The following is a 22,756-nucleotide window of genomic DNA, read 5'->3' as shown; positions in this document are numbered from 1 at the left end:
CGCTTCCCTTATGCCGAGAATGAAAATTTTCATGCCATTAAAATTATGGCGCCCTGATATGAGATTATTATGACTCGCATTTATCCACACACCATCGTTGCCAAATTTGGCGGAACCAGTGTCGCCGATTTTGACGCGATGAGCCGCAGCGCCACCATTGTCCTTGCTGATAAAGATGTTCGTCTGGTTGTTTTGTCTGCCTCCGCTGGCGTCACCAACCTGTTAGTTGAACTCTCTGGCGGTCTGGAAAGCAGCGTTCGACAAGACAAGATCGATACCCTGCGCACCCTGCAATACAACATTATTTCTCGCCTGAAACAGCCAGAAGCCATCGGCCAAGAGATCGACCGCCTGCTCGATAATATCAGCCATCTTGCGGCCATGGCCGTTGATTCCCGGTCAGACGCGCTGTGCGATGAACTGGTGAGCCACGGGGAGTTGATGTCTTCCCTGCTGTTTGTGGAGGTTCTGCGCGAACGCGACGTGGAAACGCAGTGGTTTGACGCGCGCAAAGTGATCCGCACGAACGACACGTTCGGCTGCGCGGTACCCGTTATAAGCGAGATTGCAGAACGGGTGGAAAAGCATTTACGCCCGCGCATTGCGCAGTCGCTGGTGGTCACACAAGGCTTTATTGGCAGCGACGCGGCGGGACAAACAACCACGCTTGGCCGTGGCGGTAGCGATTACACCGCCTCATTGCTGGCTGAAGCGCTGCAAGCTGCGCGAGTGGATATCTGGACCGATGTCGCCGGGATTTATACCACCGATCCCCGAATCGTCACCCAGGCAAAACGCATCGATACACTCTCATTCTCTGAAGCCAGTGAAATGGCGACCTTTGGCGCGAAAGTGCTGCATCCGGCAACCCTGCTACCGGCGATGCGTAAAAATATCCCGGTCTTTGTCGGTTCAAGCGCCCAGCCGCGCGCGGGCGGAACGCTGGTCTGTCGCGACACGCACGAACCACCGCGTTACCGTGCACTGGCCGTTCGTCGCCAGCAAACGCTGTTAAAGTTATCCAGCGTCGATACGCAGCCGGCACACCGCTTTTTGGCCCAAATGTTTGGTATTTTGTCGCGTCATGACGTCGCCATGGATCTGGTGACCACCTCGGAAACCAGCATCGCGATCATTCTTAACTCCACCGGTTCTACGTCCGGTGAAGCGGACACGCTCACTACCGCGCTGCTTACCGAACTGTCGTCGCACTGCCATGTCGAAATCGAAACCGGGCTGGCATTAGTGTCGCTGATTGGTAACACGCTCTCGCAGGCTCCGGCAGTGTGCAAAGAGGTTTTCGCCGAACTGGAAAACCAATCCGTGCGGATGATTTGCCACGGCGCGTCCAGCCATAATCTTTGCTTCCTGCTCCCTGCGGAATGCGCGGACAGCGCCGTTAAAACGTTACACCGTAACCTGTTAGAATAACGGCGGTAACGTGCCCTGTACGCGGGCACGAGTTAGTGCTGGCAGCACGTTTGCCAGCACTTAACCCTTGAGCCATCGCCCACCGCTTCCTCTCTTTACCCCTGGCTGAACGTCCGCTTTGCTGAAGGTGGCCGCCACCGCCGCGATCCGAGAACTTCGCCCTTGCCTGTGTGGACTGTAACGTTCAGCGGCGCAAAGCCCGTGACGCTCAGCGGGCTTTCTTGTAACCTTCCGCGAAACTTTTCCCGAAAACCGGATTTCACATGGCCGCTCATATTTCAAAAGATCCTTTGCACGGCGTGACGCTAGAAATGCAAGTTAACGCGCTGGTCGACCGCTACGGTTGGTCCGAACTCGGCAAGCGCATCAATATCAATTGCTTTAAAAACGATCCAAGCGTTAAATCCAGTTTGAAATTTTTACGACGCACGCCCTGGGCGCGCGCGGAAGTTGAGGCGCTGTATCTTGAATCGCTGGAAGAGCGCGCCCCGACCAAATCAGACGAACCTGCGTTTAACCCGTGGACAAGCGGTCGAACGCCTAAGAGCTAATTTTCAGATGTCACTACAAAAGTCAGGCGTGCTTATTGCCACTGCGCTTTTACTCGCCAGTTGCGCCTCAAAAGCGCCGAAATCACTCGTCACGCCGTTGCCGCCGGTGGCAAAACAACCGCTCGCAACGACGCCTGCAAAAAATACACAACCGGTGCGCGGTATCTGGCTGGCGACCGTGTCGCGTCTCGACTGGCCGCCGGTAAATTCGGTCAACATGAGTGCTTCGTTGCGCGTCAGCCAGCAACAAGCGGCGCTGAGAAACAAGCTGGATAAGCTAAAAAGCCTCGGCATTAACACCGTCTTTTTCCAGGTCAAACCCGACGGCACCGCGCTATGGCCGTCAAAGATTTTACCCTGGTCAGATATGCTGACCGGCACCATTGGGCAGGATCCCGGTTACGATCCGCTGCAGTTTATTCTTGATGAAGCGCACAAACGCGGCATGAAAGTGCATGCGTGGTTTAACCCCTACCGCGTTTCAGTTAATACCAAACCGTCAACCACGGCGGATCTCAACCGCACCTTATCCCTGCACCCGGCGAGCATTTTTGTGCTGCATCGTGACTGGATCCGCACCGCGGGCGACCGTTTTGTGCTCGATCCCGGCATTCCGGAAGTGCGCGACTGGATAACCAGCATCGTTGCGGAAGTGGTGGCACGCTACCCGGTCGATGGTGTGCAATTTGACGACTATTTCTACGCTGAAACCCCAGGTTCTGCGCTGAATGACAACCAGACCTATCGGCAATATGGCCAGGCGTTCAGTTCAAAAGCGGACTGGCGGCGCAACAATACGCAGCAATTGATTGAACAGGTTTCGCGCACCATCCGGCAACTCAACCCCAATGTAGAGTTTGGCGTGAGCCCGGCGGGAGTCTGGCGTAACCGTTCATTTGATGCCGCCGGGTCCGACACGCGCGGTGCCGCGGCGTATGACGAATCGTTCGCCGACACACGCCGCTGGGTGCAACAAGGGCTACTGGATTACATTGCCCCGCAAATCTACTGGCCATTCGCCCGCGATGCGGCGCGTTACGATGTGCTGGCAAAATGGTGGGCGAATGTCGTGAAACCGACTAAAACGCGGCTCTACATCGGCGTGGCGCTGTATAAGGTGGGGGAATATTCGAAGAATGAGCCCGACTGGACCGTCAACGGTGGCGTGCCCGAACTGAAAAAACAGCTCGATTTAAACGAATCGCTACCGCAAATTAACGGCACGATTTTGTTCCGCGAAAGTTATCTGGAACAGCCGCAAACTCAGCAGGCGGTGAATTATTTGAAAAGCCGCTGGGGTGGTTAAGCAGGAATCATCCAGGGCATGCATCATGGCGCATGCCCTGCCATTGATAATGAATAAAAAAGGAATGGAGCTGTGAAATCAAAATTAGCGCATCTTGACAATATTGTTTTTTATACGCTTTGTACTGCACCGCTACTGATTATTATCATTCTGGGCTTTAAACTGCTTGCTTTGGTTTATAACTATTCAAGCCCGGACTTTGGCTCATGGCCAGATTGGTTAAGCTGGATAACAAATCTGTTCATTGCTTTTATTACGATTGTTGTTGCTAAAAATGCAAAAGATTTCTTTAGCGAAAAAATCCATGCCGAAGGGTTTAATCGCGCATCCATTCTGATGGATGACGTTGATAATGCGTATAAAAGTTATAATTCACTTTCATGGAAAGTTTTTTTAGATGTACGAAGATTTGATGTTTCTACACAATCGGACGATCCCAATCGCGTGCATTATCAAAAAGTAATTGATAGCGCAGAAAGTTCTCTTGAGGAAATCACTTCGTTATACGCGGATATAGCCAATATAAAAACAAGCATGGAACTACTGAGCCGCTGGTCTCTGACATGCAATCAAGAAGAAACTTTCACTTCTTTTATTAACTCAGTTGCCGAAAGTTTGGGGCTCATGTATGAAGTTGCGTATTATATTTCTTATATTAACTACCCTGATGACATCATTAGCGCGCAAGAATATAGAGATCGAATAGAGCGCCATCCGCGTCTTAAAGATGAGTTAGACATTCTTTATCGCCATTTTGCCACCACACCATTGAATAAGCTGTTTAGTATTTCGGAAAAAAGAGAGTAAAAACGGGTGGTTTCCGTCCGTCAGAACCTCAAGTCTCGTCCATTAGCGCATCATAAACACTGCGCAGCCTGCTGCGCAGATAGAGCACCGCCTTGTGCTTACGGGACAACAGCGCCTGCATGCTGACACCCGTCTCCTCCACCAGCGCCTTATAACTCAAACCTTCAAGCTCGGTCTTTTCGAACACCTCGCGCTGGGCGGGCGGAAGTTCCGCCAGCGCGCTTTCCAGCTCTTGCCATAACAGCTCGCGCAGATACGCCTCTTCCGGCGTTTGCGGCACGCCAAACAGCGTTTCGGCCAACTCATCTTCCGCAAAATCGCTTTCATCGTCACCACCGTTGAAAAAACCGGACAACGGCAGTTCACGTTTTTTACGCGCGCGATCCGTCATTTCATTGCGCGCGGCGCGGAACAACCAGGCGGCAACATTCTCCACCGGTTGTTCCACATTCATCAGCTGATAAGTCACTTCCTGCAAAATGTCGTCGGCATCATCGCGCACTGCCGTGCGCCCACGAATAAACGCTTTCAGGCGTGAGCGACAGGCATTCAGCGCGTTGACCAGCAAAGACTCGCCGTCCATGGTTTTCACCGTGCTCACTCAGCGTCCGGTTTTTTTGCGCTGCTATCGTCAGGCTGATGACGGTCATCCGCCCTTTCATCCCAGCGCCCACGCCAGCCGCAGCGATCGCGGCGACCAAAACCTTCGCGACGCTGCTGGATAAAAGCTTCACGCTGCTCTGGCGTCATTTGCATCCAGCGTTCGTGCATACGCCGACGCGCCAGACCAAACATTCCCCCGTGGAACCCCAGCCCGCCAAAGAGAATGCGGCTCAGCACTAACAGCCCCAGCGCCTGCCAGAACCCAATGCTTTTCACGCCAAGAATGGCCGGTAGCAGCGCATTCCATAAAGACATCACCAGCAGCCCTAACGCGATAAATACCACCACGCCAATGATCAACGGTTTCATCATCCGGTGCCGACCAAAGCCGTGACCGTGTTTGTGCCCATGCATATCAAAATCTCTCATCTTTTTTCTACTCCATCAGCTTAATGAATAATTGCTTGTGATGAAGTAGACGGATGAGCGGTAAAAATATTGCCAGCAAAATGCAAAAAAATGCCTTCAGGAATAAAATAAAATATAACTCATTGAAATTAAATATTTAATTTATCTCAACCGCAACCCAATGGGGATTCCTGAAGTCATGTCCTCAATTTTAGCCTCTATAGGTCTGCCAGGCAGAAACGCCGATGGAATGGCAAATGCCACTTGTCTACAAGCAGGAGTGCCGCAGCACTCCTGCTAGCGATGCGCTGGTATATTTACGCTGCGCACCACTTAATTTAGTAAAAAAGACACGTTAATTTAAAACCTAACTATTATGATATTCGATATATTCAGACCAGTCGCTTTCGAAAATAAAAAAACTCCCGTATGGGGAGGCTTTATTATTTTATTTCTTCTTGTAAACATCGGCCGTGGCGTGAATTTTTTTCCTGGTTTGATCGGAGGTTACGACATACACATCACCACCCTTTTCATCCGCCAGTTTGCTCAGCGCATGGCGGGCGTCCATGGGTGACATCTCATCGGATGTGGCAATTTCGCCAACCTTTTCATATTGCGAAGAAACTTTATCAAATTCTGCTTTTTCCATTAATTTGGCGGCCCAGGCATTACTCGCCAGTAATGTTAACGCGCTAATAATCACTAAACTTTTTTTGTTCATCAGGCATTCTCCGGATTGATTTGAGATGGCTGTAAATAACAGAAAAGCACAGTCGATCATTTACGCTTTAACGGTAGACCAAGGTAAAAATAATTCAATACCGTTAATTAATCGGTTATTTAATCAACAGATTAAGCTGAATAAAAAGTGAAACCTGCATATGAAATGTCATATATAATGGCGCGCGTCTTACTTCAGGGTTTACACATTTCAGGAGTTTGGTGATGAAAGCGTCCCACCTCAATCTTCCGGCCGGTTACTTTGGCATTGTGCTTGGTATTATCGGGCTCGGCTTTTCCTGGCGTTTCGCCGCCACTATCTGGCCGGTTACCCTGCTGCCCGCGAATAGCTTAATCATTCTGGCGATGGTCATCTGGGCGCTGTTGATGCTGGCCTTTATTAGCCGCATGTTCCGCCACGGCGCAAGCGTGCTGGAAGAGATCACCCATCCGCTGAAAAGCAGTTTTGTCAGCCTGGCACCAGCAACCTCGATGCTGGTCGCCATTGGCCTTGCGCCGTGGTTGCACACGCTGGCGCTGGGGCTTTTTCTGGTTGCTGTCGTTATTCAGCTCACCTATTCCGCCTGGCAAACCGCCGGGCTGTGGCGCGGTCAGCACCCGAAAGAAGCGACGACGCCGGGTCTTTATCTGCCCACGGTTGCCAATAACTTTATCAGCGCCATGGCCTGCGGCGCGTTCGGTTTTAACGATGTCGGGATGTTGTTTCTCGGCGCCGGGCTCTTCTCCTGGCTGAGCCTTGAGCCCGCGATCCTCAGCCGGATGCGCAATCTTGATGAAATGTCACCCGCTGTGCGCACCTCGCTTGGCATTCAGATGGCACCTGCATTCGTCGCCTGTAGCGCCTGGCTGAGCATCAATGGCGGGCAGGCCGATGTGTTCGCCAAACTGTTATTCGGTTATGGCCTGTTGCAGATGCTGTTTATGATAAGGCTGATCCCCTGGTACAGTTCACAGCCGTTCAACCCGTCGTTCTGGAGCTTTTCATTCGGCGTGGCATCGCTGGCGACCACCTCGATTCGTCTGGGACACGGCACGCCGGGCGGCGCACTGTACTGGATGTCATTCCCGCTATTTATCGCGGCTAATCTGGTGATCGCGCTGTTGATGGTAAAAACCTTCGCGCTGTTACTGCGGGGCAAATTACTGATTCGTACATAATCGAGAATGCGCCAGGCATGTTACCTGGCGCATCGCTTGCTGTTTACGGGCGACGGAACAGTACGATACTGCGCCCTTCGAGTTCGAAATCCTTCTCCTTGGTGATCACAATCCCGCGTTTCGCGCTATCCGTCGTGGTCAACTCCAGCACCCAGCCACCTTCGCCGAACTGCGGAATACGAAACGGCACCGTCCCTTCAAACGGGTTAAACAACATCAGCACGTCATGCCAGACGCCCTCTTCTTCCTGCAAATCCGGGCGGCCGATATAAACGCCGATCGTCGAGCCTTCATCCCACTGTTCCGGCAACTGCTCGCCGCCACCCGCGTTGTACCAGCGGATCTCCATGCCATCGCGCCAGTTTTCACGCCGCAGGATCGGCTGTTGGGCACGCAGCGCAATGACGTGACGGGTAAATTCCCGCAGCGCTTCACCATTGCCGCTTTGCAGCGCGTCCCAGTTGATCCACGAGATTTCACTGTCCTGGCAGTAGCCATTGTTATTGCCCTGCTGGGTACGGCCAAACTCGTCCCCGGCCAGCAGCATTGGCGTGCCATGAGAGAAGAACAGTGTGGCGAGGAAGTTGCGTTTTTGCCGTTCGCGCACGGCATTGATGCCTTCATCCTCAGTCACGCCTTCCGCGCCGTAGTTATAGGAGCGGTTGTCGTTGTGACCGTCGTTATTGTCCTCGCCGTTGGCTTCATTATGTTTTTCGTTGTACGAGACCAGGTCGTTCAACGTAAAACCGTCGTGGGCAGTAATAAAATTGACGCTTGCCCACGGGCGACGCCCGCGCTGATCGTAGAGATCGCCGGAGCCCAGCAAGCGGGCGGCAAAGTCCGTCGAGACGTTATCACCCTTCCAGTATTCACGCAGCGTGTCGCGGTATTTGTCGTTCCACTCCGCCCAGCCCGGCGGGAAACCGCCCACCTGATAACCGCCGGGACCGATGTCCCACGGTTCGCCGACCAGTTTCAGCCTGGACAGGAGCGGGTCCTGCGTCATGGCGTCAAAAAAGCCGCCGCGCTGGTCGAATCCTTCCGGCTCGCGCCCGAGAATGGTGCCCAGATCGAAGCGAAAACCGTCGATATGCATCGCTTCTGCCCAGTAACGCAGCGAATCCATCACCATCTGCAATACGCGCGGGTGTGAAGTGTTCACCGTATTGCCGGTGCCGGTGTCATTGATGTAGTAGCGGTGCTGATCCGGTAACGTGCGGTAATAGGAGAAGTTGTCGATGCCTTTAAACGACAGCGTTGGCCCCAGTTCGTTGCCTTCTGCCGTGTGGTTATAAACCACATCAAGGATCACTTCGATACCGGCATCGTGAAACGCCCGCACCATATCGCGAAAGCCCTGGATGCCGCGCGGCCCGTAATAGCGCGACGCCGGAGCGAAGAAACCAAGCGTGTTGTAACCCCAGAAATTGCGCAGGCCTTTATCGAGCAAATGTTGATCGTCCGGGAACCAGTGTACCGGTAGCAGTTCGACAGAGGTGATACCGAGGCTTTTGATGTACTCGACCGACGCCTTATGTCCCATCCCTTCAAACGTGCCACGCAGTTCCGGCGGCAGCGCCGGATTAAGCTGAGTGAAGCCTTTGACATGGGTTTCGTAGAAAACCGTACGCGGCCAGGGAATGTTCGGCCTGGCGTGATCCTGCCAGTCGAACGCCTGCGGATCGATAACCCGGCATTTCGGCGTATACGGCGCGCTATCCTGGGTATCAAACGTCAGGTCTTTATCTTCGTGCTCTAAATCGTAAGCGTAATGGGCCGCGTTCCACTCGATATCACCGGCCAGTTCGCGGGCATACGGATCAATTAAGAGTTTATTGGGGTTAAACCGGTGGCCGTTTTCCGGCTCAAACGGACCATGCACCCGGTAGCCATACAGCGCGCCGGGTTGCAGGCCTGGCACATACCCGTGCCAGATCTCGTGGGTGTTTTCCGGCAGATCAAACCGGGCGATCTCCTGCTTGCCATCGGGGGCGTATAAACAGAGCTCCACACGATGCGCATGCGCTGAAAAAAGGGCAAAGTTAACGCCCTCACCGTCGTAATTCGCACCGAGTTGCTGGCCGTGCCCCGCCGTAATGTAAAACTGTTTTCCGTCAGACATTGCTTCCCCTTGATCGCCTGTAAAGTCTCACCAGACATCACGATTGATGAACCGCACCCTTTTTTTTGCAATCACGCACTGACCAGTACCGCAAAGGTGAAACCGCCTATCGAGCGCAGGTTCACTTTGTCGGTGAGAAAAACCTCCTCTGAACTGAGTATGTCCCGGTAACGCCGATTCGCCAGTTCCGGCGGCAAGGCAATATTGGCGCCCGCCAGGCTGCCGTCGATGGCATCGAACAGCAGACGCGGGGCGAGCACAATTAACGCATCCTGTTTTTCCACACGCGCAAAGGCGATCAGATGCTCTGCCTCTTCACCCGCAACGGTCAAGGGCAGATAGGCCCCCCGGCGGAACAACGACGGCATCTGCTGGCGTAAATGCAGCAGCCGGTAGATGAAAAATTGCTTTAATTGCCCGCTCGACCAGCTCTCCTGCGAATGCGGATCGGCCTGCTCTTCGTCGACCAGCAAGCGTTCCAGCTCGGCGTAATCCGGCTCCAGCCGGTTATCCGGATCGACCAGACTAAAATTGAGCGCTTCGCTGCCCTGATAAATATCCGGCACGCCGGGTGCCGTCAGTTTGATCACTGTTTGCGTCAGGCTATTGACCAGTCCGGCGCGGATAAACGGCTGCAGCGAGGCGGTAAAATCGGTTAAGAACACGTGGTTGTCCGGCGACAACAAATGCCGCACGTAATCGAGCACCGCCTGTTCATAGGCATCGTTAGTCTCGATCCAGTCGGTGCGCTGCTTCGCTTCGCGCAGCGCTTTTTCGACAAACGCCACAAACCGCTCTTCCAGCGCGCGCAAACCGTCCACGTCATCGGCCTGTAAGTTGACCGGCCAGACACCCGCCAGCGCCTGGTAAATCATCCACGCCACCATCGGTCGCGGCGCGTGACCATCGTCCAGCAGTTGCACTTTGCTATGGTTCATCTGCCGCCAGCGCGCCACGCAATCGGCCCAGCGCTCGGGCGCTTCCGTCAGGGTGTAGAGCCGCGCTCTGGCATCTTCCCCGCGTTTGGTGTCATGGGTCGAAGTGCCGGAAAGCGCGTCCGGCTGGCGCTCAAGCCGGGTTTGCATCTCCGCGTGGAAACGATCGAGCGAAAAGGTACGCGGTAGTGGCTCGGCGCCGACTTCGTTAAGCGCCAGATCAACATGCTGGCGGAAAAAGAGCGTATCTTCGACGGATTTCGCCATCAGCGGCCCGGTGAGCTGCTGAAAACGGGTGCGAAAACGTGCCGCCGCGCTGAGCGCGCTTTTCGCCACATCGCCCACTAAAATGCGGCGCACAAAATCGAGCGCGGCAGCGTCCGGCGCATACGGACTGCGCTGAACGCTCTCCACCACCTTGTTTAACAGCGCGGCGTCAGCCGCCGGTAGCCCCTGTTCCGTGCCATAAGTGCGATAAACCGGGAAAGCGATCAGCAGTTCGCGCAACGCCTGGCGCACCGCGTCCTCCTGTGGCACCGGGATTTCCGCGTGACCAATGGTGAGCGCCAGCGACACCAGCACGTTGAATTCGCCGTTAAAGTTACGATCGACCATCAACAGTTTGGCGGCACGCAACTCCTCGCGCATATCCACGCGCCGCCCGGCAACGCTGTCGTAGGCTTTGCGCAGGTTGTTGAGCTGAGCGTCATCCACCAGCACATCCGACAGCGCGGCGATAAATTCATATCCGGTGGTACCGGAAACTGGCCAGTCTGCCGGAAGATGCTCGCCTTTGCCGAGGATCTTCTCCACCGTGAGGTAACACTCAGCGCCCACTTTCTGACGCAAGCGCGTCAGATACCCCTGCGGATCGGCCAGCCCGTCAATATGATCGATACGTAAACCGTCCACCGCGCCGCTGTGTACCAGTTCCAGGATCAGCCGGTGCGCGTCATCAAACACCGCCTCATCTTCCACGCGCACGCCAACCAGGCCGGTGATTTCAAAAAAACGCCGGTACGAGAGATCATTCGCCGCATCGCGCCAGCTCATCAAACGCCAGGGCTGCTGCGCATGCAGTTCGGCTATCAACGTGCGATCGGTCTCGCCAATGAGCGCCTGCTCACGCCCTTGCCAGCTTTCTGCCACCAGCGGATAAAAATTATCGTAATAGGCCAGCGCCGGTTCGCCGGTCAGCGGATCGGCTTTGATCGCCAGCTCGCCGTTCGCCAGCACAATGTCAAAATCATCGCCGAGAAAAGGCAGCGTCAGCCGCCGCGACCAGTCGATGTCGAAATGGTGGGCATACGGACTTTTTTCGCCTTTGGCTATCACATCGCGCCACCAGGCGTTTTCCAGCGAGGCGGCCATATGGTTTGGCACAATATCCAGAATCAACCCCAGCCCGGCATTTTTTAACGCCCTCACCAGCCGGTCAAAGCCGTCGCGCCCGCCAAGCGTGGGATCGATCTCATTCGCGTTGGTGACGTCATAACCATGGGTTGAACCGCTGGCGGCGGTAAAAATGGGCGAAGCGTAAAGGTGGCTGATGCCAAGGTGTTTAAGGTACGGAACCAGCGCCGCAGCGCGATCAAACGTCATTCCGTTACGAAACTGCAAGCGATAAGTCGCGGTTGGCGTATTCACATTCCCTCTCCCAAAGCCAGACGAACAATGAACGCATTCGGCGGCAAATCATCCTGTCCGCGCGGCCACGCCGCCAGCGTTTTACCGGGTAGATCCGGCAACGGTTGCGACGTCTCGCCAATATTGAGCGCCAGCGATAATGTCCCTTGCGCGAAGCGCCAGCGCACCGCGATAAACCCCGGCGCGGTGGCGATCACGTCGCCATTTTGCCGCTGCGCATGAGCCAGTAGCGGCACAACATATTTCTGGCGCAGCGTCAGCCAGTCGCGGGTTTGCGTCAGCCAGCGCTGACCGCTCTCCCGCTGCGTTTTCGCCCAGTCAAGTTGCGAACGGGTAAAGGTGTCAGGCGCGTTCGGATCGGGAACGGCTTCCCCTTCATGTCCGGCATGGCCCTGGAACTCCCGCGCACGCCCTTCACGCACCGCGCGCGCCAGATCGCCATGAAAATCGGTAAAGAAGAGAAAAGGATGGGTTTCGCCATACTCTTCGCCCATAAACAGCAGCGGAATATGCGGGGAAAAGAGCAGCGCGCCGAGCAGCACGCGCGTTCTCTCCTCGCCCGCCAGCGTGATGAGCCGCTCGCCCTGCGCACGGTTGCCGGTCTGATCGTGGTTCTGGATAAAATCGACAAACGCCACCGGCGGCTGATTGCGGCTGTCCACGCCGCGGGTTTCACCCGTTGAGGGCGCAACTTCCCCCTGAAACGCGAACCCTTCCGTTAACGCGCGCGCCAGCCACACTTCGGGCTTATCCGCAAAATCCTGGTAATAGGCATGGGTTTCGCCGGTGGCAAACACATGCGCAGCATTGTGCAGATCGTCGTTCCACTCGGCGGTAAACAGCGGCACACGACCGTCCGGCTCGCGCGGATGCAGCGCGATAATGTTGCGGCAATCTTCGGTGGTCAGATGTACCGGCCTGTCGGTGATCTCCGCGCGAATACGTTCGGCAATCTCTACCAGCACGTGCGGCGTCGAACTGTCTTCAATCTGGTCGATGGCATCAAACCGCAGTCCGTCCAGGTTGTATTCGTTGAGCCAGTAGAGCGGTGCTTCAACGATATAACGCCGCACCGCGTCAACGTCATAAGCGATGCCAGGCCCCCACGGCGTCTGGCGTTCGGCGTGGAAAAAATCCGGCGACAGCGCGGGCAAGTAGTTGCCTTCCGGGCCAAAGTGGTTGAGCACAATATCCAGCACCACGGAAAGACCGTAGCCATGAGCCGCGTCGATAAACGCTTTAAAATCATCCGGCGTACCGTACGCCGAGTGTGGCGCATAGAGCAGCACGCCGTCATAGCCCCAGCCGCGATTGCCGCCAAACTGGGAGACGGGCATCACTTCTATCATCGTGATGCCGAGTTGCGCGAGGTACGGCAATTTTTCCATCGCCGCGCGAAACGTCCCCTGCGGGGTAAATGTCCCGATGTGCAGTTCATAGACCACCGATTCTTCCCACGGGCGGCCCTGCCACTGCGGGTGCTGCCAGACGTAATGATCCGGATCGATGACCAGCGAAGGGCCGTTCACGTCGGCGACCTGCGCGCGCGAGGCAGGATCGGGAACCGCCATACCATTATTCAGGACAAACTGGTACGCCGTACCCACGGCGATATTTTCGACGGTCAGTTCAAACCAGCCGTCATCAAGGCGTTGCATTGGCAGTTCGCCAGCCGGTAAACGCAGTGAAACGTGCTGCTGCCCGGTGGCCCATAACCGAAAACGCACGCGACCATTCGCGAGGTATTCGGCTCCCCAGCTTTTACAAAACGATTTCGACGCCATGCAATTACCTCTCCACGATGTCACGAAGAACAATCATAGTCGATAATCTGCAAAGCCATTGGCGGGCCGCCCGACGATGCTCACGCATACCGGGCGGTAAGTGGGTTATTGCTGATGTTTCTCTGACACCACGCTGGCGTTAAGTCATCACGCCGCGACCAAAGCGCACAAACGGTCTGGTCGTGACATAAATGCGCCAGACAGGCGATCGTCACCATGCCCGGCGCGCGGGTAATTTGGGGCAGAAAGTTATTTAACTCATATTAGCGGCAGAGGTATTTCCTCTGCCTTTTTCATTATTTGGTCGCACTGAATATGGCTTTACCGATACGGGCGATGGCGTCATTACTTTGCGCCATTGTCGCTTTAGTATCCGTTATATAAATAGATACGATACGAGGCGCGCCTTTTTTCGGCCAGACAATACTGATAATCGAGCGCGAACCATAGCCGCCTGCTCCGGTTTTATCGCCAATCATCCAGCCTTTTGGCAATGTGGAACGCAGCAGCGCACCGGCAACTTTATCCTCTTTCATCCACTGCACCAGCTGTGCGCGCGAAGCGGGAGTCAGCGCACTGCCCAGCGCCAGTTTTTGCAGCGTGTGGCTGACGGCAAGCGGCGTGGTGGTATCACGCACATCGCCCGGCACGGCGCTGTTGAGTTCAGGTTCGGCGCGATCGAGTCGCGTGACACTGTCACCTGAATCAGCGAAGAAACGCGTCACCGCTGCCGGTCCGCCCAGCTTTTTCGCCAGCAGATTTGCCGCCGTGTTGTCACTTTCAGTGATTGCCGCGCTGCACAGTTGCTGCCAGCTCATCGAGGCAGGCGCAACAAACTTGCTGGTCACTGGCGACCAGGTCACCAGCTCGCTTTGGGCAAACTGGGTAGTCTCATTTAACGCCAGTTCGCCTTTATCGACCTTGCTCAGCAACGCGCCGCACAGCAGCGCTTTGTGGGTGCTGTTAAGCGGAAAACGCTCATCGCCGCGATAGCTCACCGTCTCACCGCTGGCGGTATCGATCACCGCAATGCCGATGCGGGCACCCAGGCGTTCTTCCTGCAGGCGGGCCACCGCCGTCAAAGTGGCGTTATCAATGTTGGCGGCGCTGGCGGCAAACGCGCTCAACAACAGTAAAGAACAGATTGATTTTACTGGGAAAAACATAGGTATAATCCTTGTTCAAACAGAGCAACATCACAAGTGGACATCATGTATAACACCGCGTTAGTGTACAGAAATTTCGGCGAACCGCAGACTGTTCTGCACGCTGAAACCAGCGTCCTGGCACCGCTTCCGGCAGGACTGGTTCGCGTCAGGATGCGCCTTGCGCCGGTGAATGCCTCGGATTTGATCCCGGTAACCGGTGCCTACCGCCACCGTATCACCCTGCCCACTATCGCAGGTTATGAAGGCGTTGGCGTGGTCACAGAAACGACGGAATCAGACGCGCATCTGCTGGGAAAACGCGTCTTGCCGCTGCGCGGTCAGGGAACCTGGCAGCAGTATGTTGATTGCCCGGCGGAGCTGGCTGTGCCGGTGCCGGATGACATAGACGATACGCTCGCCGCCCGCGCCTACATCAACCCGCTGGCCGCACAGATGATGCTGGAACATTACCCGGCTCACGGCCAGCATGTGCTGGTCACCGCGGCGGGTTCTGACTGCGCCGCTTACCTGGCGCAGTGGGCCAGGCTTCAGGGGGCGAAAAGCGTGACCGGCATTTATCGTTCCGCCATTCACGCCCGTCGTCTGGCGGCCAGCGGCGTGATCCCGCTGGCCGATACGGACAGCGCCGCCATCACACAGGCGGCGGGCAAAGCGGGTGTTATTTATGACGCGACCGGCGGCACACTGGCAGACATGTTGCTGCAATCGATGCCTGAAACGGGGCAATTGATCAGCTACGGTTTGCTATCCGGGCAGCCGTTCAGCATCCGGCGGCGCTTACCCGCTGTTCACTGGTTCCATGTGCGTAACTATCTCGATGCGATGACGGCAGAGGAGTGGCAGCAGGTGTTTTGTACGCTCTGGGAGAGGCTGTGCGCCACGCCCGTGAGCGAGGTGACATTGATGGATTTTCAGCAGTGGCGGCAGGCTATCACGCTGTACCAGACACCAGGCCGGATAGCCAAACCGCTGCTGGCGTTTTAATCCCTGTCGGCGGAATACGCTACCTCACGCTGGCGTTCGATTTCCGCTAATCGGGCACGGAGCGAGGCCACCAGGTGCTCCCAGGCAAGGCTGCCCAGCGGCACTCTGAACGGTGGCGTGGGTGCGTCTGCCGCCGCGATAATCGCATCAACTGTGCGTTGGGCGTCGCCTTTTATATCAAAACTGCCGTTGGCAATTCCCCGGCGCACCTCGCCCGCAGGCGTATTGTCATAGACGGCGAGCGGCGTGGCGTGATCGAGCCCGGCACCGAAACCGGTTTGCGTCGGGCCAGGTTCGGCAATCACAATATCGACACCAAACGGTTTCACCTCCTGCGCCACCGATTCCAGATAGCCTTCAATCCCCCATTTGCTGGCATGGTAAAGGCTGAAATTGGGATAGGCTACCTGACCGCCCTCAGAAGAGACCTGCACAATCCGCCCGCCTTGCTGCGCGCGAAGCCACGGCAGCACGGCACGGACTAACTGGATGGATCCGGTAAGATTGGTAGCGATCTGCCGCTCGATTTGCGCATCGCTCACCTCTTCCGCCGCGCCAAACAAGCCGTATCCGGCATTGCTTACCACCCGTTCAATCACACCACTGGTGGTAAACGCGGCGTCCACTGCACGACGCAGTGCCGCGCTGTCGGTCATATCAAAACAGCTGACATGCAGCCGCGACGGATAGTGCGCCTGTAATGCGCTCAGCGCGTCCGCACGCCGCACGCAGGCCACCACGCGATCACCGCGTGCCAGCAGTGTTTGCGTCATCAACAATCCCAGCCCGGACGAAGCGCCGGTAATCAGCCATGTCGTCATTATTGCCTCCACATGTTTTCCGGTAAGTGGATAGCGTAAGCAAGCGACACTGCTATGATAAGACGCACCAATCGGCATGCAGCGGTGAAAAATACTCAACAATGAAGAATGTCAGCCTCGCAGATTTAAAAGCGTTCCTGCTGGTCGCCCGGCACCGCAGCTTTCAACAAGCCGCCAATGAACTGGGTGTATCCCGTTCCTCGCTCAGCCACGCCATGCGCGGGCTGGAAAGCCAGCTTGGCGTGCGCCTGCTACACCGCACAACCCGCAGTGTCTCGCTGACGGAAGAAGGCGCGGCGTTGTTGCAGCGCATTGATCCCCTGCTCAACCAGTTAGATACAGCACTGGATGCCACCCGTTTTCGCCCGCAGGAGTTGCATGGCACGCTGCGCATTAACGCCAATGAAGGTGGCGCGCGCTGGCTGCTGGCGCACGTGTTTGACAGCTTTTTACAGGCGCATCCGCAGGTGGTGCTGGATATTGTGACCGAAGGCCGGCTGGTGGATATCGTCGCCGAAGGGTTTGATGCGGGCGTACGGCTGGCGGAATCCGTACCGCTCGATATGATCGCGGTGCCCTTCGGCGGGCCGATCCGCTTTATCGCCATCGCCTCGCCGCACTATCTCAACAACGCAGGTGTACCGCAAAACCCGGCGGATCTTTTACAGCATCGCTGTATCGCCCAGCGTTTGCCGAGCGGAAAACGCTATCGCTGGGAGTTTGTGCAACAGGGCAAGCCGCTGACGCTTAATGTGCCCGGCAATTTATGCCTGGATAACAGCGCGCTGATGGTCGACGCGGTGATAAAAGGCTTAGGCATTGCTTATGTTCCCGAACCCTACGCCCGCGAGGCCATCAATAATGGGCTGGCGCAACAGGTGCTGTCGCCGTTCAGCCCGCCGATTGCCGGTTTGTGTCTCTATTATTCCGGTCACCGGCAAATACCGGCGACGTTGAAGGCGTTTATCGCCGCCATTCGCGAGGCCAACGAAGCGGTGTTGTAATCAGTCGTCAAGTACCTGCCCGGTGCGCAGATCCAGGCGGAAATCGCGCCTGCCGTCCGGCGGATCCCAGTCGCCGGTGCCATATACCACACCATCTGCTATCCGGTGAACCAGCACGCAGTCATACCCGCATTGCGGCGACGTCCAGACCACGCCGGTATGCACATTGACCAGAAAAACGTTTTGCATCGTGGTCACAAAGAAATCGTCTGTCAGCGTATCGGCATACTCCGGCAACGGGCACATTTGCACCACATAATCGCGCAGAAAATCGCTTGTCGTACGGCGCGACGCGATATCAAACAGATGCACATGCTGACCGCAAATAAACGCCACCGTATGCGCATTACTCAGGGTGTGGCAGAAACAGAGTTCCAGCAGGTAACCAAGCTCATCGACGCCCACAAACACGCGCAGCACCATCACGACTTTATTATCCTGGCAGATAACAACTTTGCGCCGGAACGCGCCGCGCCGCCCGAAGGGATTGACGTCGATTTCGGTAAGCTCGCCTTCCGGCGGCCACTCAACATCCGCCGCATCAATGAAATCGCCCGCTTCATGGGCGGAATGCTCAAGGTAAAGAAAATAAGCCCGGTATGACATGTGATTGTCCGCAAAGACGCTGGTGAGTCAGCTTTCGGCAGATAATAAAACCAGATGACCTTTTTCACCATCAATGCAGTCACTTATGCCGTTTCTGCGGCGCGCCTGATTAGGCTACGCTTTGACGGGGGACACGGATAAACCGGAGAGAGAATGCTGATTGCCCAACTGAGCGATATTCATGCCGCGCCGGAGAATGACAACCTTCAGCGCCTGCAGCGCGCCATCGACTGGTTGCTTGCGCTCAATCCCGATCTGCTGGTGGTGAGCGGGGATTTAACCGATAACGGCTGGAGCGCAGGCTATCGCGCCATTGACAGCGCATTACAGCGCCTGGCGTGTCGCTCACTGATCCTGCCGGGCAATGCCGATGATAAAACCGTGATGTGTGAAAATCTGGCCGCGTTTGCGCACCGCTCTGCACGCGACGCGCTACATTTCCATGAGCACGTGAATAACGTGCCGGTGATTGGCGTGGACGTGACGGTAGCGGGTGAAAGCCGGGGCGATATTCGCCCACATCTGCGCTGGCTGGAAGCAGTGCTACGAGCACAGCCGCAGCCAGCGATGGTCTTTTTGCACCAGCATCTTTTCCCGAGCGGCATTGCTCCGCTGGATAACGCCATGTGCGAGGGCGGTGAAGTGCTGGCACAACTGCTGGCGAGTTTACCGCACCCGCCGCTGGCGCTGTGCGCCGGCCACGTCCACCGCGCGATGTCCGCCACCTTTGCCGGGATCCCGGCTTATCTGTGTGGCTCCATCTGCCCGGCGAACCCGCTGATGCTCAATGCTCAGCACATCCCGGTGGCAAGCGATCCGCCTGCGCTGCTTATTCACGAACTGCGCGGTGATACCCGCGTCAGCCATTTTGTCAACCTGTAGCACCAGCGAGGAGATGCTGGCGGGTCATCATGCCGACCCGCCACTTTTTCACGCTACATTTTCCTGTCGGGTACGCATTCTGACACCCCGTACTTATTTATTGACCCACAACATCAGCCATTGAATTTATAGCTTGCAATTTCAAACTGCTGAGGACGAACACCGCGACGTAATAAAAAATCATGAATATGCGTCAGCGATTCCCCGGATGGCTTATAGTGGCCGGAAAAATTAGTGATCGAAATCTTATTATTTTCCACAAACAGGGTACCCGCACTCAGAATATCCATTCTGGTTAAATATATATTATTATGATGAAAGACATGCTCATTTATATTTGAATATAACCGTCCTCTTTCCATTATTCTCAACCCAGCACTTTCAGATAGAGCGAACAAATATTCATTATGTTTTCTGAGGGATTTATGCTCACGTATGAGCTGACTTATTTTCTCATTAGCATTTTCTTCGCTGTTGGATATGTTGATATAAGAAATTACCCCCTGACTATAATGCTTTCTCATTTCACTAATACTTAATGGTTCAGAACCAATATTTTTAATATATTTGTCGCCAGCAATTCCCGGCTCAGAAACCGCGTTATTGGCCACATCGGAAAGTGGCCTGCCTGCCCGCTGATTGCTCGCATAACTTTCTGATAAAGAGGTACTTTCACTGGAAAAGGAGGCAGGCGGCGGCATTGATACAGACGTCAATAGCTGCCCCCGAACCTGACGCTGATAGGCTTCAAGCCAGTTACCTTTATTACCTGCTTTTGCTTGCTGATACTGTTGCTCGATTTGCCCTCTTCTGCTTTTTATATTTGGTGCATAAACAGGCTCGTCAATCGCTGGTTTGTTTGTTTCGGCTTTAACAGCTTTAGGCGAGGATGATTTTCGTAGTGACTGAAAAAGATTACCCAGCACGGGTTTTCGTCCATCCGGATCGCTTAACGTAACAGGATTGTTTCGCACCATGCGGAACATATTAAGTCCATCGAGATTTCCCGACGGATCTGCCGAAAGCCAACGCCCCAACCACGGCTGATAATACCGGTAGCCAAAATTATACAGCCCGGTCGCATCACGCTCTTTACCTGAGTACCGCACGGTTTTGTATTCTGCTTCTGTCACGCTACGGGCGCTCCAGATTGCTGTCCCCCCGTAGGGATAGAACGCTTCCATACTGATGATATTACCCTCGCCGTCCAGCTCAAGCAGGCTGCTGCCTGTGAGATTATCGTAGCTGTAACGCACCTGCACATGGCTAATATCATCGGGTGCACCGCTCTCCCAATAGAGAATCCGCGTCTGCGCGCGTCCCGCCTCCCTTGCAGTAATAACCTGCAAATTTTCAAGCTCACTGCTACGTTTGTTTTGGTTCTCAGCTCCAGGCATGGCAGGTAAATGACCTGTCGCATCAAGGTGCTGGTGTTTGTTTTCTGCAAACTGATTTTAAGCACGCGGTGACTATCAGCTTCATAACGGTAGTTTTCCTGATCATCATCGCCATCGTCACGCACCACAGATGAGCATTTCAGGAGTTCGTTGCGCGTTGTCCAGCTCAGATACTGACCGGGCCACAACTGTTTCTGCTGCCCGCCGGCAGTAAACAGTGCTTCCACGTCTGTTGGGTTTTCAGCAAGACTGTTGGCCACCGCCCGGTTGCTGCGATTGCTGACAGTAATATCCGTTGTATAGCTATTGTTTGTCATGGGTGCAATATGACGGATCTGCGTCATATTGCCTGCCCTGTCATAAGTGTAAGTGCGCGTGTAACTGGAGAATGCAGAACTGTCGGCAGGAATGGGGATCATCACGGAGGGTAAGCTGCGGCCTGATGGGTTCGCGGTTGCCATCTCGCGTCCGCTGGCACTGACCAACTGGTAAAGACTGTCGTAAATATAGACGTTGTCGGGCACCACTTTTTGATTACGCCAGAAACGTGTCTCTTCAGCATCGTTATGCACGACCAGCACATTGCCCACCGGGTCATATTCATAGCGAAGATCTTGCAACACCTTCGCACCGGAAGCGTGGCCTGCCGGGCGTTCCGTTTTAACCGCGATGAGACGTAATGTTTCTGGTTCATAACTATAGGTGACCACCACGCCATTACCCTGTTCTTCTCGCAGTTTCTGCCCCGCAGCAGAGTAGGTAATATTTTTCACGATGACCCATTCCGTACCGTCCTTTAGCTTCAGCCAGCTACCGGATAGTTGTCCCGCTTTGTCATAGGCTACTCGCTGCTGATTGCCTTTTGCATCGGTGGACGTTAGCCACTCGCCCGTGGCGTCCGTCGTGGTCAGCGTGGTGAATCTTTCTTCACTGAGCTTCTCGTTCCACACCGCAGAATCTTCACCTTGCCAGTCAGCAACCATTTCCGGGTTGTCGGCATTATTCAGCAACCTGCGGGTAACGGAAAGTGAGACCCCCGTCAGGGATATGCTCTCAGTCTGAACCAGACCGGCAGGGGTGTAGTGGCAGATGCATTCGCCGGCCAGGTTCCATTTTTTCTCTGCGTCGGTGTCACCCGCATATACCCGCCGCTCAGTTATACAGGCAATGCCACCATTTATCTGTTCCCGCATGCTCAATAAACGACCCGGTAATCCGGCGTCTTCATACTGCCAGACACAGGTCACTGCCTCGCTTCTCTCCTCCAATCCATCGCCAGTAATACGGATATTTCTTATCTCGATAAACGGCCGGTTGGCGGCGTCGCTAAGCGTCACGGTAGTACCCGCATCAACGCTCTGGGTGCATAAGATGTGCCCGCCAAGATCGTTGCGATAGGTTATGTTCGCCACTCCCTCGTCATACAGGCGTGGATCGGCGCTTCGTGCCAAATTACCACGAGCATCGTAGCGATGGCGGGTAATTCGCTCATCATTTTCGTCTGGTCGGTCGGGATGGCGATAATAAGCAATATCACGCACGGTTCGCCCGCAGTTGTCAAAGACTGACACCATTGGCGTTCGATTACACAGGGATGCGCTCATTGGTTTCTCCTGTTTACGTTATGTCAACGTGAGCTTTTACAGGGCAAATCGGTCGCCAGCAGGATTACCGCGTCTGAATAACCAGCGTTAGAACACACGGCGAAAAGGGCGAAGCTGATTGCCATAACGACAAGGTTTGCCTTAAGAAAACAGATAATTCACTGCTCTCACAGGCCACGAATACCTTTCATCATCGTGAAATGGCTCAACCATGAGCGCCAGGGGAGCCTCGCTATACGGAGTAAGCGTCGCCTGTTTTCACGGCTCACCTTCCCAGTAATCCACGCCTTCGCCGCGAAAATCGACGCGCCGGAAATCATCCCGGCCATTTGTGCGTGCTCTCGCCAGAAATTTATCGGCGTCCGGGTATTCGCAGATTTCCGGGCTTTCCATGGTGCTAATCGAGAGGTAACGCAGCGGCTGATCGGAGGTATTGATAATCTGGTGCGGCCACGCTTTGCCTGGCGGAATGCAGATAACATCCCCTTCCTGGATGGGCCGCGCTTCAGCGCCGATGCGCAACGTACCGTTGCCGTTCAGCACAATAAACATCTCTTCCTGCGCGTGATGAAGATGAAACGGACAGGCGCGTTTGCCCGGCGGCAAAATATCGACCGACGCGCCGAGTTTACTGGCGAGGGTGCCTTTGGTCAGCGAGCCGCCGAGCGATTCATACAGTGGCGGGCGCACGAAGTTTTCCATGTCGATGTGGTTAAAATTGCGGATCACAAACGCAGGCGGGGTGTTGTCGTTCATAAACAGTTCCGGTAAAGGGTTCCTGTTCAGTATTGAA

18 protein-coding genes and 1 pseudogene are annotated in these 22,756 nt (G+C 55.1%); 8 read left to right on the top strand and 11 right to left on the bottom strand.

What is annotated here, in order from left to right:
* The first annotated feature begins 69 nt into the window (after positions 1-69).
* From lysC to IP581_RS11010, 4 genes are all read left to right on the top strand, one after another.
* Entirely contained in the window at positions 70-1,431 is a 1,362-nt protein-coding gene (gene lysC, locus IP581_RS11025) for a lysine-sensitive aspartokinase 3 (RefSeq protein WP_193822553.1), read from the top strand.
* Positions 1,432-1,694: 263 nt separating this feature from the next.
* The gene (locus IP581_RS11020; protein WP_193822552.1) at positions 1,695-1,982 is read left to right on the top strand and encodes a VF530 family protein; all 288 of its coding nucleotides are present in this window, start codon (positions 1,695-1,697) and stop codon (positions 1,980-1,982) included.
* A 7-nt stretch (positions 1,983-1,989) separates the two neighbouring features.
* Positions 1,990-3,288: a glycoside hydrolase family 10 protein gene (locus tag IP581_RS11015; protein WP_086869089.1), complete on the top strand. Its 1,299-nt coding sequence runs from the start codon at positions 1,990-1,992 to the stop codon at positions 3,286-3,288.
* Between the two features lie 72 nt (positions 3,289-3,360).
* Positions 3,361-4,095 carry a hypothetical protein gene (locus tag IP581_RS11010; RefSeq protein ID WP_193822551.1) on the top strand — a complete coding sequence of 245 codons (735 nt, stop codon included), beginning with the start codon at positions 3,361-3,363 and terminating at the stop codon, positions 4,093-4,095.
* Between the two features lie 28 nt (positions 4,096-4,123).
* Here IP581_RS11010 and IP581_RS11005 read toward each other — a convergent pair whose 3' ends face one another.
* From IP581_RS11005 to yahO, 3 genes are all read right to left on the bottom strand, one after another.
* A complete protein-coding gene (locus IP581_RS11005; protein WP_193822679.1) occupies positions 4,124-4,678 on the bottom strand; it encodes an RNA polymerase sigma factor in 555 nt (184 codons plus the stop codon).
* Positions 4,679-4,692: 14 nt separating this feature from the next.
* Complete coding sequence (locus IP581_RS11000; RefSeq protein WP_097400946.1) at positions 4,693-5,127, bottom strand: hypothetical protein; 435 nt, start codon at positions 5,125-5,127, stop codon at positions 4,693-4,695.
* 427 nt (positions 5,128-5,554) lie between these two features.
* Positions 5,555-5,830, bottom strand: a complete 276-nt coding sequence (yahO, locus tag IP581_RS10995; RefSeq protein WP_017456766.1) for a DUF1471 family periplasmic protein YahO — start codon at positions 5,828-5,830, stop codon at positions 5,555-5,557.
* A 224-nt stretch (positions 5,831-6,054) separates the two neighbouring features.
* Between yahO and tehA the strand changes: the two genes are divergently transcribed.
* Positions 6,055-7,008, top strand: coding sequence for a dicarboxylate transporter/tellurite-resistance protein TehA (gene tehA / locus IP581_RS10990; protein ID WP_193822550.1), 954 nt, complete (start codon positions 6,055-6,057; stop codon positions 7,006-7,008).
* A gap of 43 nt (positions 7,009-7,051) precedes the next feature.
* Here the strand turns inward: tehA and glgX are convergent, their stop codons facing one another.
* From glgX to bla, 4 genes are all read right to left on the bottom strand, one after another.
* A complete protein-coding gene (gene glgX / locus IP581_RS10985) occupies positions 7,052-9,130 on the bottom strand; it encodes a glycogen debranching protein GlgX (RefSeq protein WP_193822549.1) in 2,079 nt (692 codons plus the stop codon).
* Between the two features lie 71 nt (positions 9,131-9,201).
* On the bottom strand, positions 9,202-11,712 hold the full coding sequence (gene treY / locus IP581_RS10980) for a malto-oligosyltrehalose synthase (protein WP_193822548.1): 2,511 nt from the start codon (positions 11,710-11,712) through the stop codon (positions 9,202-9,204).
* The gene (treZ, locus tag IP581_RS10975) at positions 11,709-13,496 is read right to left on the bottom strand and encodes a malto-oligosyltrehalose trehalohydrolase (protein ID WP_193822547.1); all 1,788 of its coding nucleotides are present in this window, start codon (positions 13,494-13,496) and stop codon (positions 11,709-11,711) included. Before treZ ends, treY begins: the two co-directional genes overlap by 4 nt.
* Positions 13,497-13,792: 296 nt before the next feature.
* On the bottom strand, positions 13,793-14,662 hold the full coding sequence (gene bla / locus IP581_RS10970; RefSeq protein WP_193822546.1) for a class A beta-lactamase: 870 nt from the start codon (positions 14,660-14,662) through the stop codon (positions 13,793-13,795).
* Positions 14,663-14,707: 45 nt separating this feature from the next.
* Between bla and IP581_RS10965 the strand changes: the two genes are divergently transcribed.
* Positions 14,708-15,649, top strand: coding sequence for a zinc-dependent alcohol dehydrogenase family protein (locus tag IP581_RS10965; protein ID WP_193822545.1), 942 nt, complete (start codon positions 14,708-14,710; stop codon positions 15,647-15,649).
* On the opposite strand, the gene IP581_RS10960 is transcribed toward IP581_RS10965, so the two are convergent.
* Positions 15,646-16,470 (bottom strand): SDR family oxidoreductase, encoded by an 825-nt coding sequence (locus IP581_RS10960; RefSeq protein ID WP_193822544.1) that lies wholly within the window; start codon positions 16,468-16,470, stop codon positions 15,646-15,648. The two genes, IP581_RS10965 and IP581_RS10960, sit on opposite strands and share 4 nt — an antisense overlap.
* Positions 16,471-16,571: 101 nt before the next feature.
* Here IP581_RS10960 and IP581_RS10955 point away from each other — a divergent pair, with 101 nt between their 5' ends.
* A complete protein-coding gene (locus IP581_RS10955; RefSeq protein WP_193822543.1) occupies positions 16,572-17,474 on the top strand; it encodes a LysR family transcriptional regulator in 903 nt (300 codons plus the stop codon).
* On the opposite strand, the gene IP581_RS10950 is transcribed toward IP581_RS10955, so the two are convergent.
* A complete protein-coding gene (locus IP581_RS10950) occupies positions 17,475-18,080 on the bottom strand; it encodes a hypothetical protein (protein WP_193822542.1) in 606 nt (201 codons plus the stop codon).
* A gap of 153 nt (positions 18,081-18,233) precedes the next feature.
* Here IP581_RS10950 and IP581_RS10945 point away from each other — a divergent pair, with 153 nt between their 5' ends.
* A complete protein-coding gene (locus IP581_RS10945) occupies positions 18,234-18,962 on the top strand; it encodes a metallophosphoesterase (RefSeq protein WP_193822541.1) in 729 nt (242 codons plus the stop codon).
* 821 nt (positions 18,963-19,783) lie between these two features.
* Here IP581_RS10945 and IP581_RS10940 read toward each other — a convergent pair.
* Positions 19,784-21,963: pseudogene (locus IP581_RS10940) on the bottom strand (RHS repeat-associated core domain-containing protein); the annotation flags it as partial.
* 258 nt (positions 21,964-22,221) lie between these two features.
* Positions 22,222-22,719 carry a cupin domain-containing protein gene (locus IP581_RS10935; protein WP_193822540.1) on the bottom strand — a complete coding sequence of 166 codons (498 nt, stop codon included), beginning with the start codon at positions 22,717-22,719 and terminating at the stop codon, positions 22,222-22,224.
* Positions 22,720-22,756 lie beyond the last annotated feature (37 nt).

The sequence above is a fragment of the Kosakonia pseudosacchari genome (assembly GCF_015167415.1).
Classification (GTDB): Bacteria; Pseudomonadota; Gammaproteobacteria; order Enterobacterales; family Enterobacteriaceae; genus Kosakonia; species Kosakonia pseudosacchari.
This window is presented reverse-complemented; position numbering and strand designations above follow the sequence as displayed.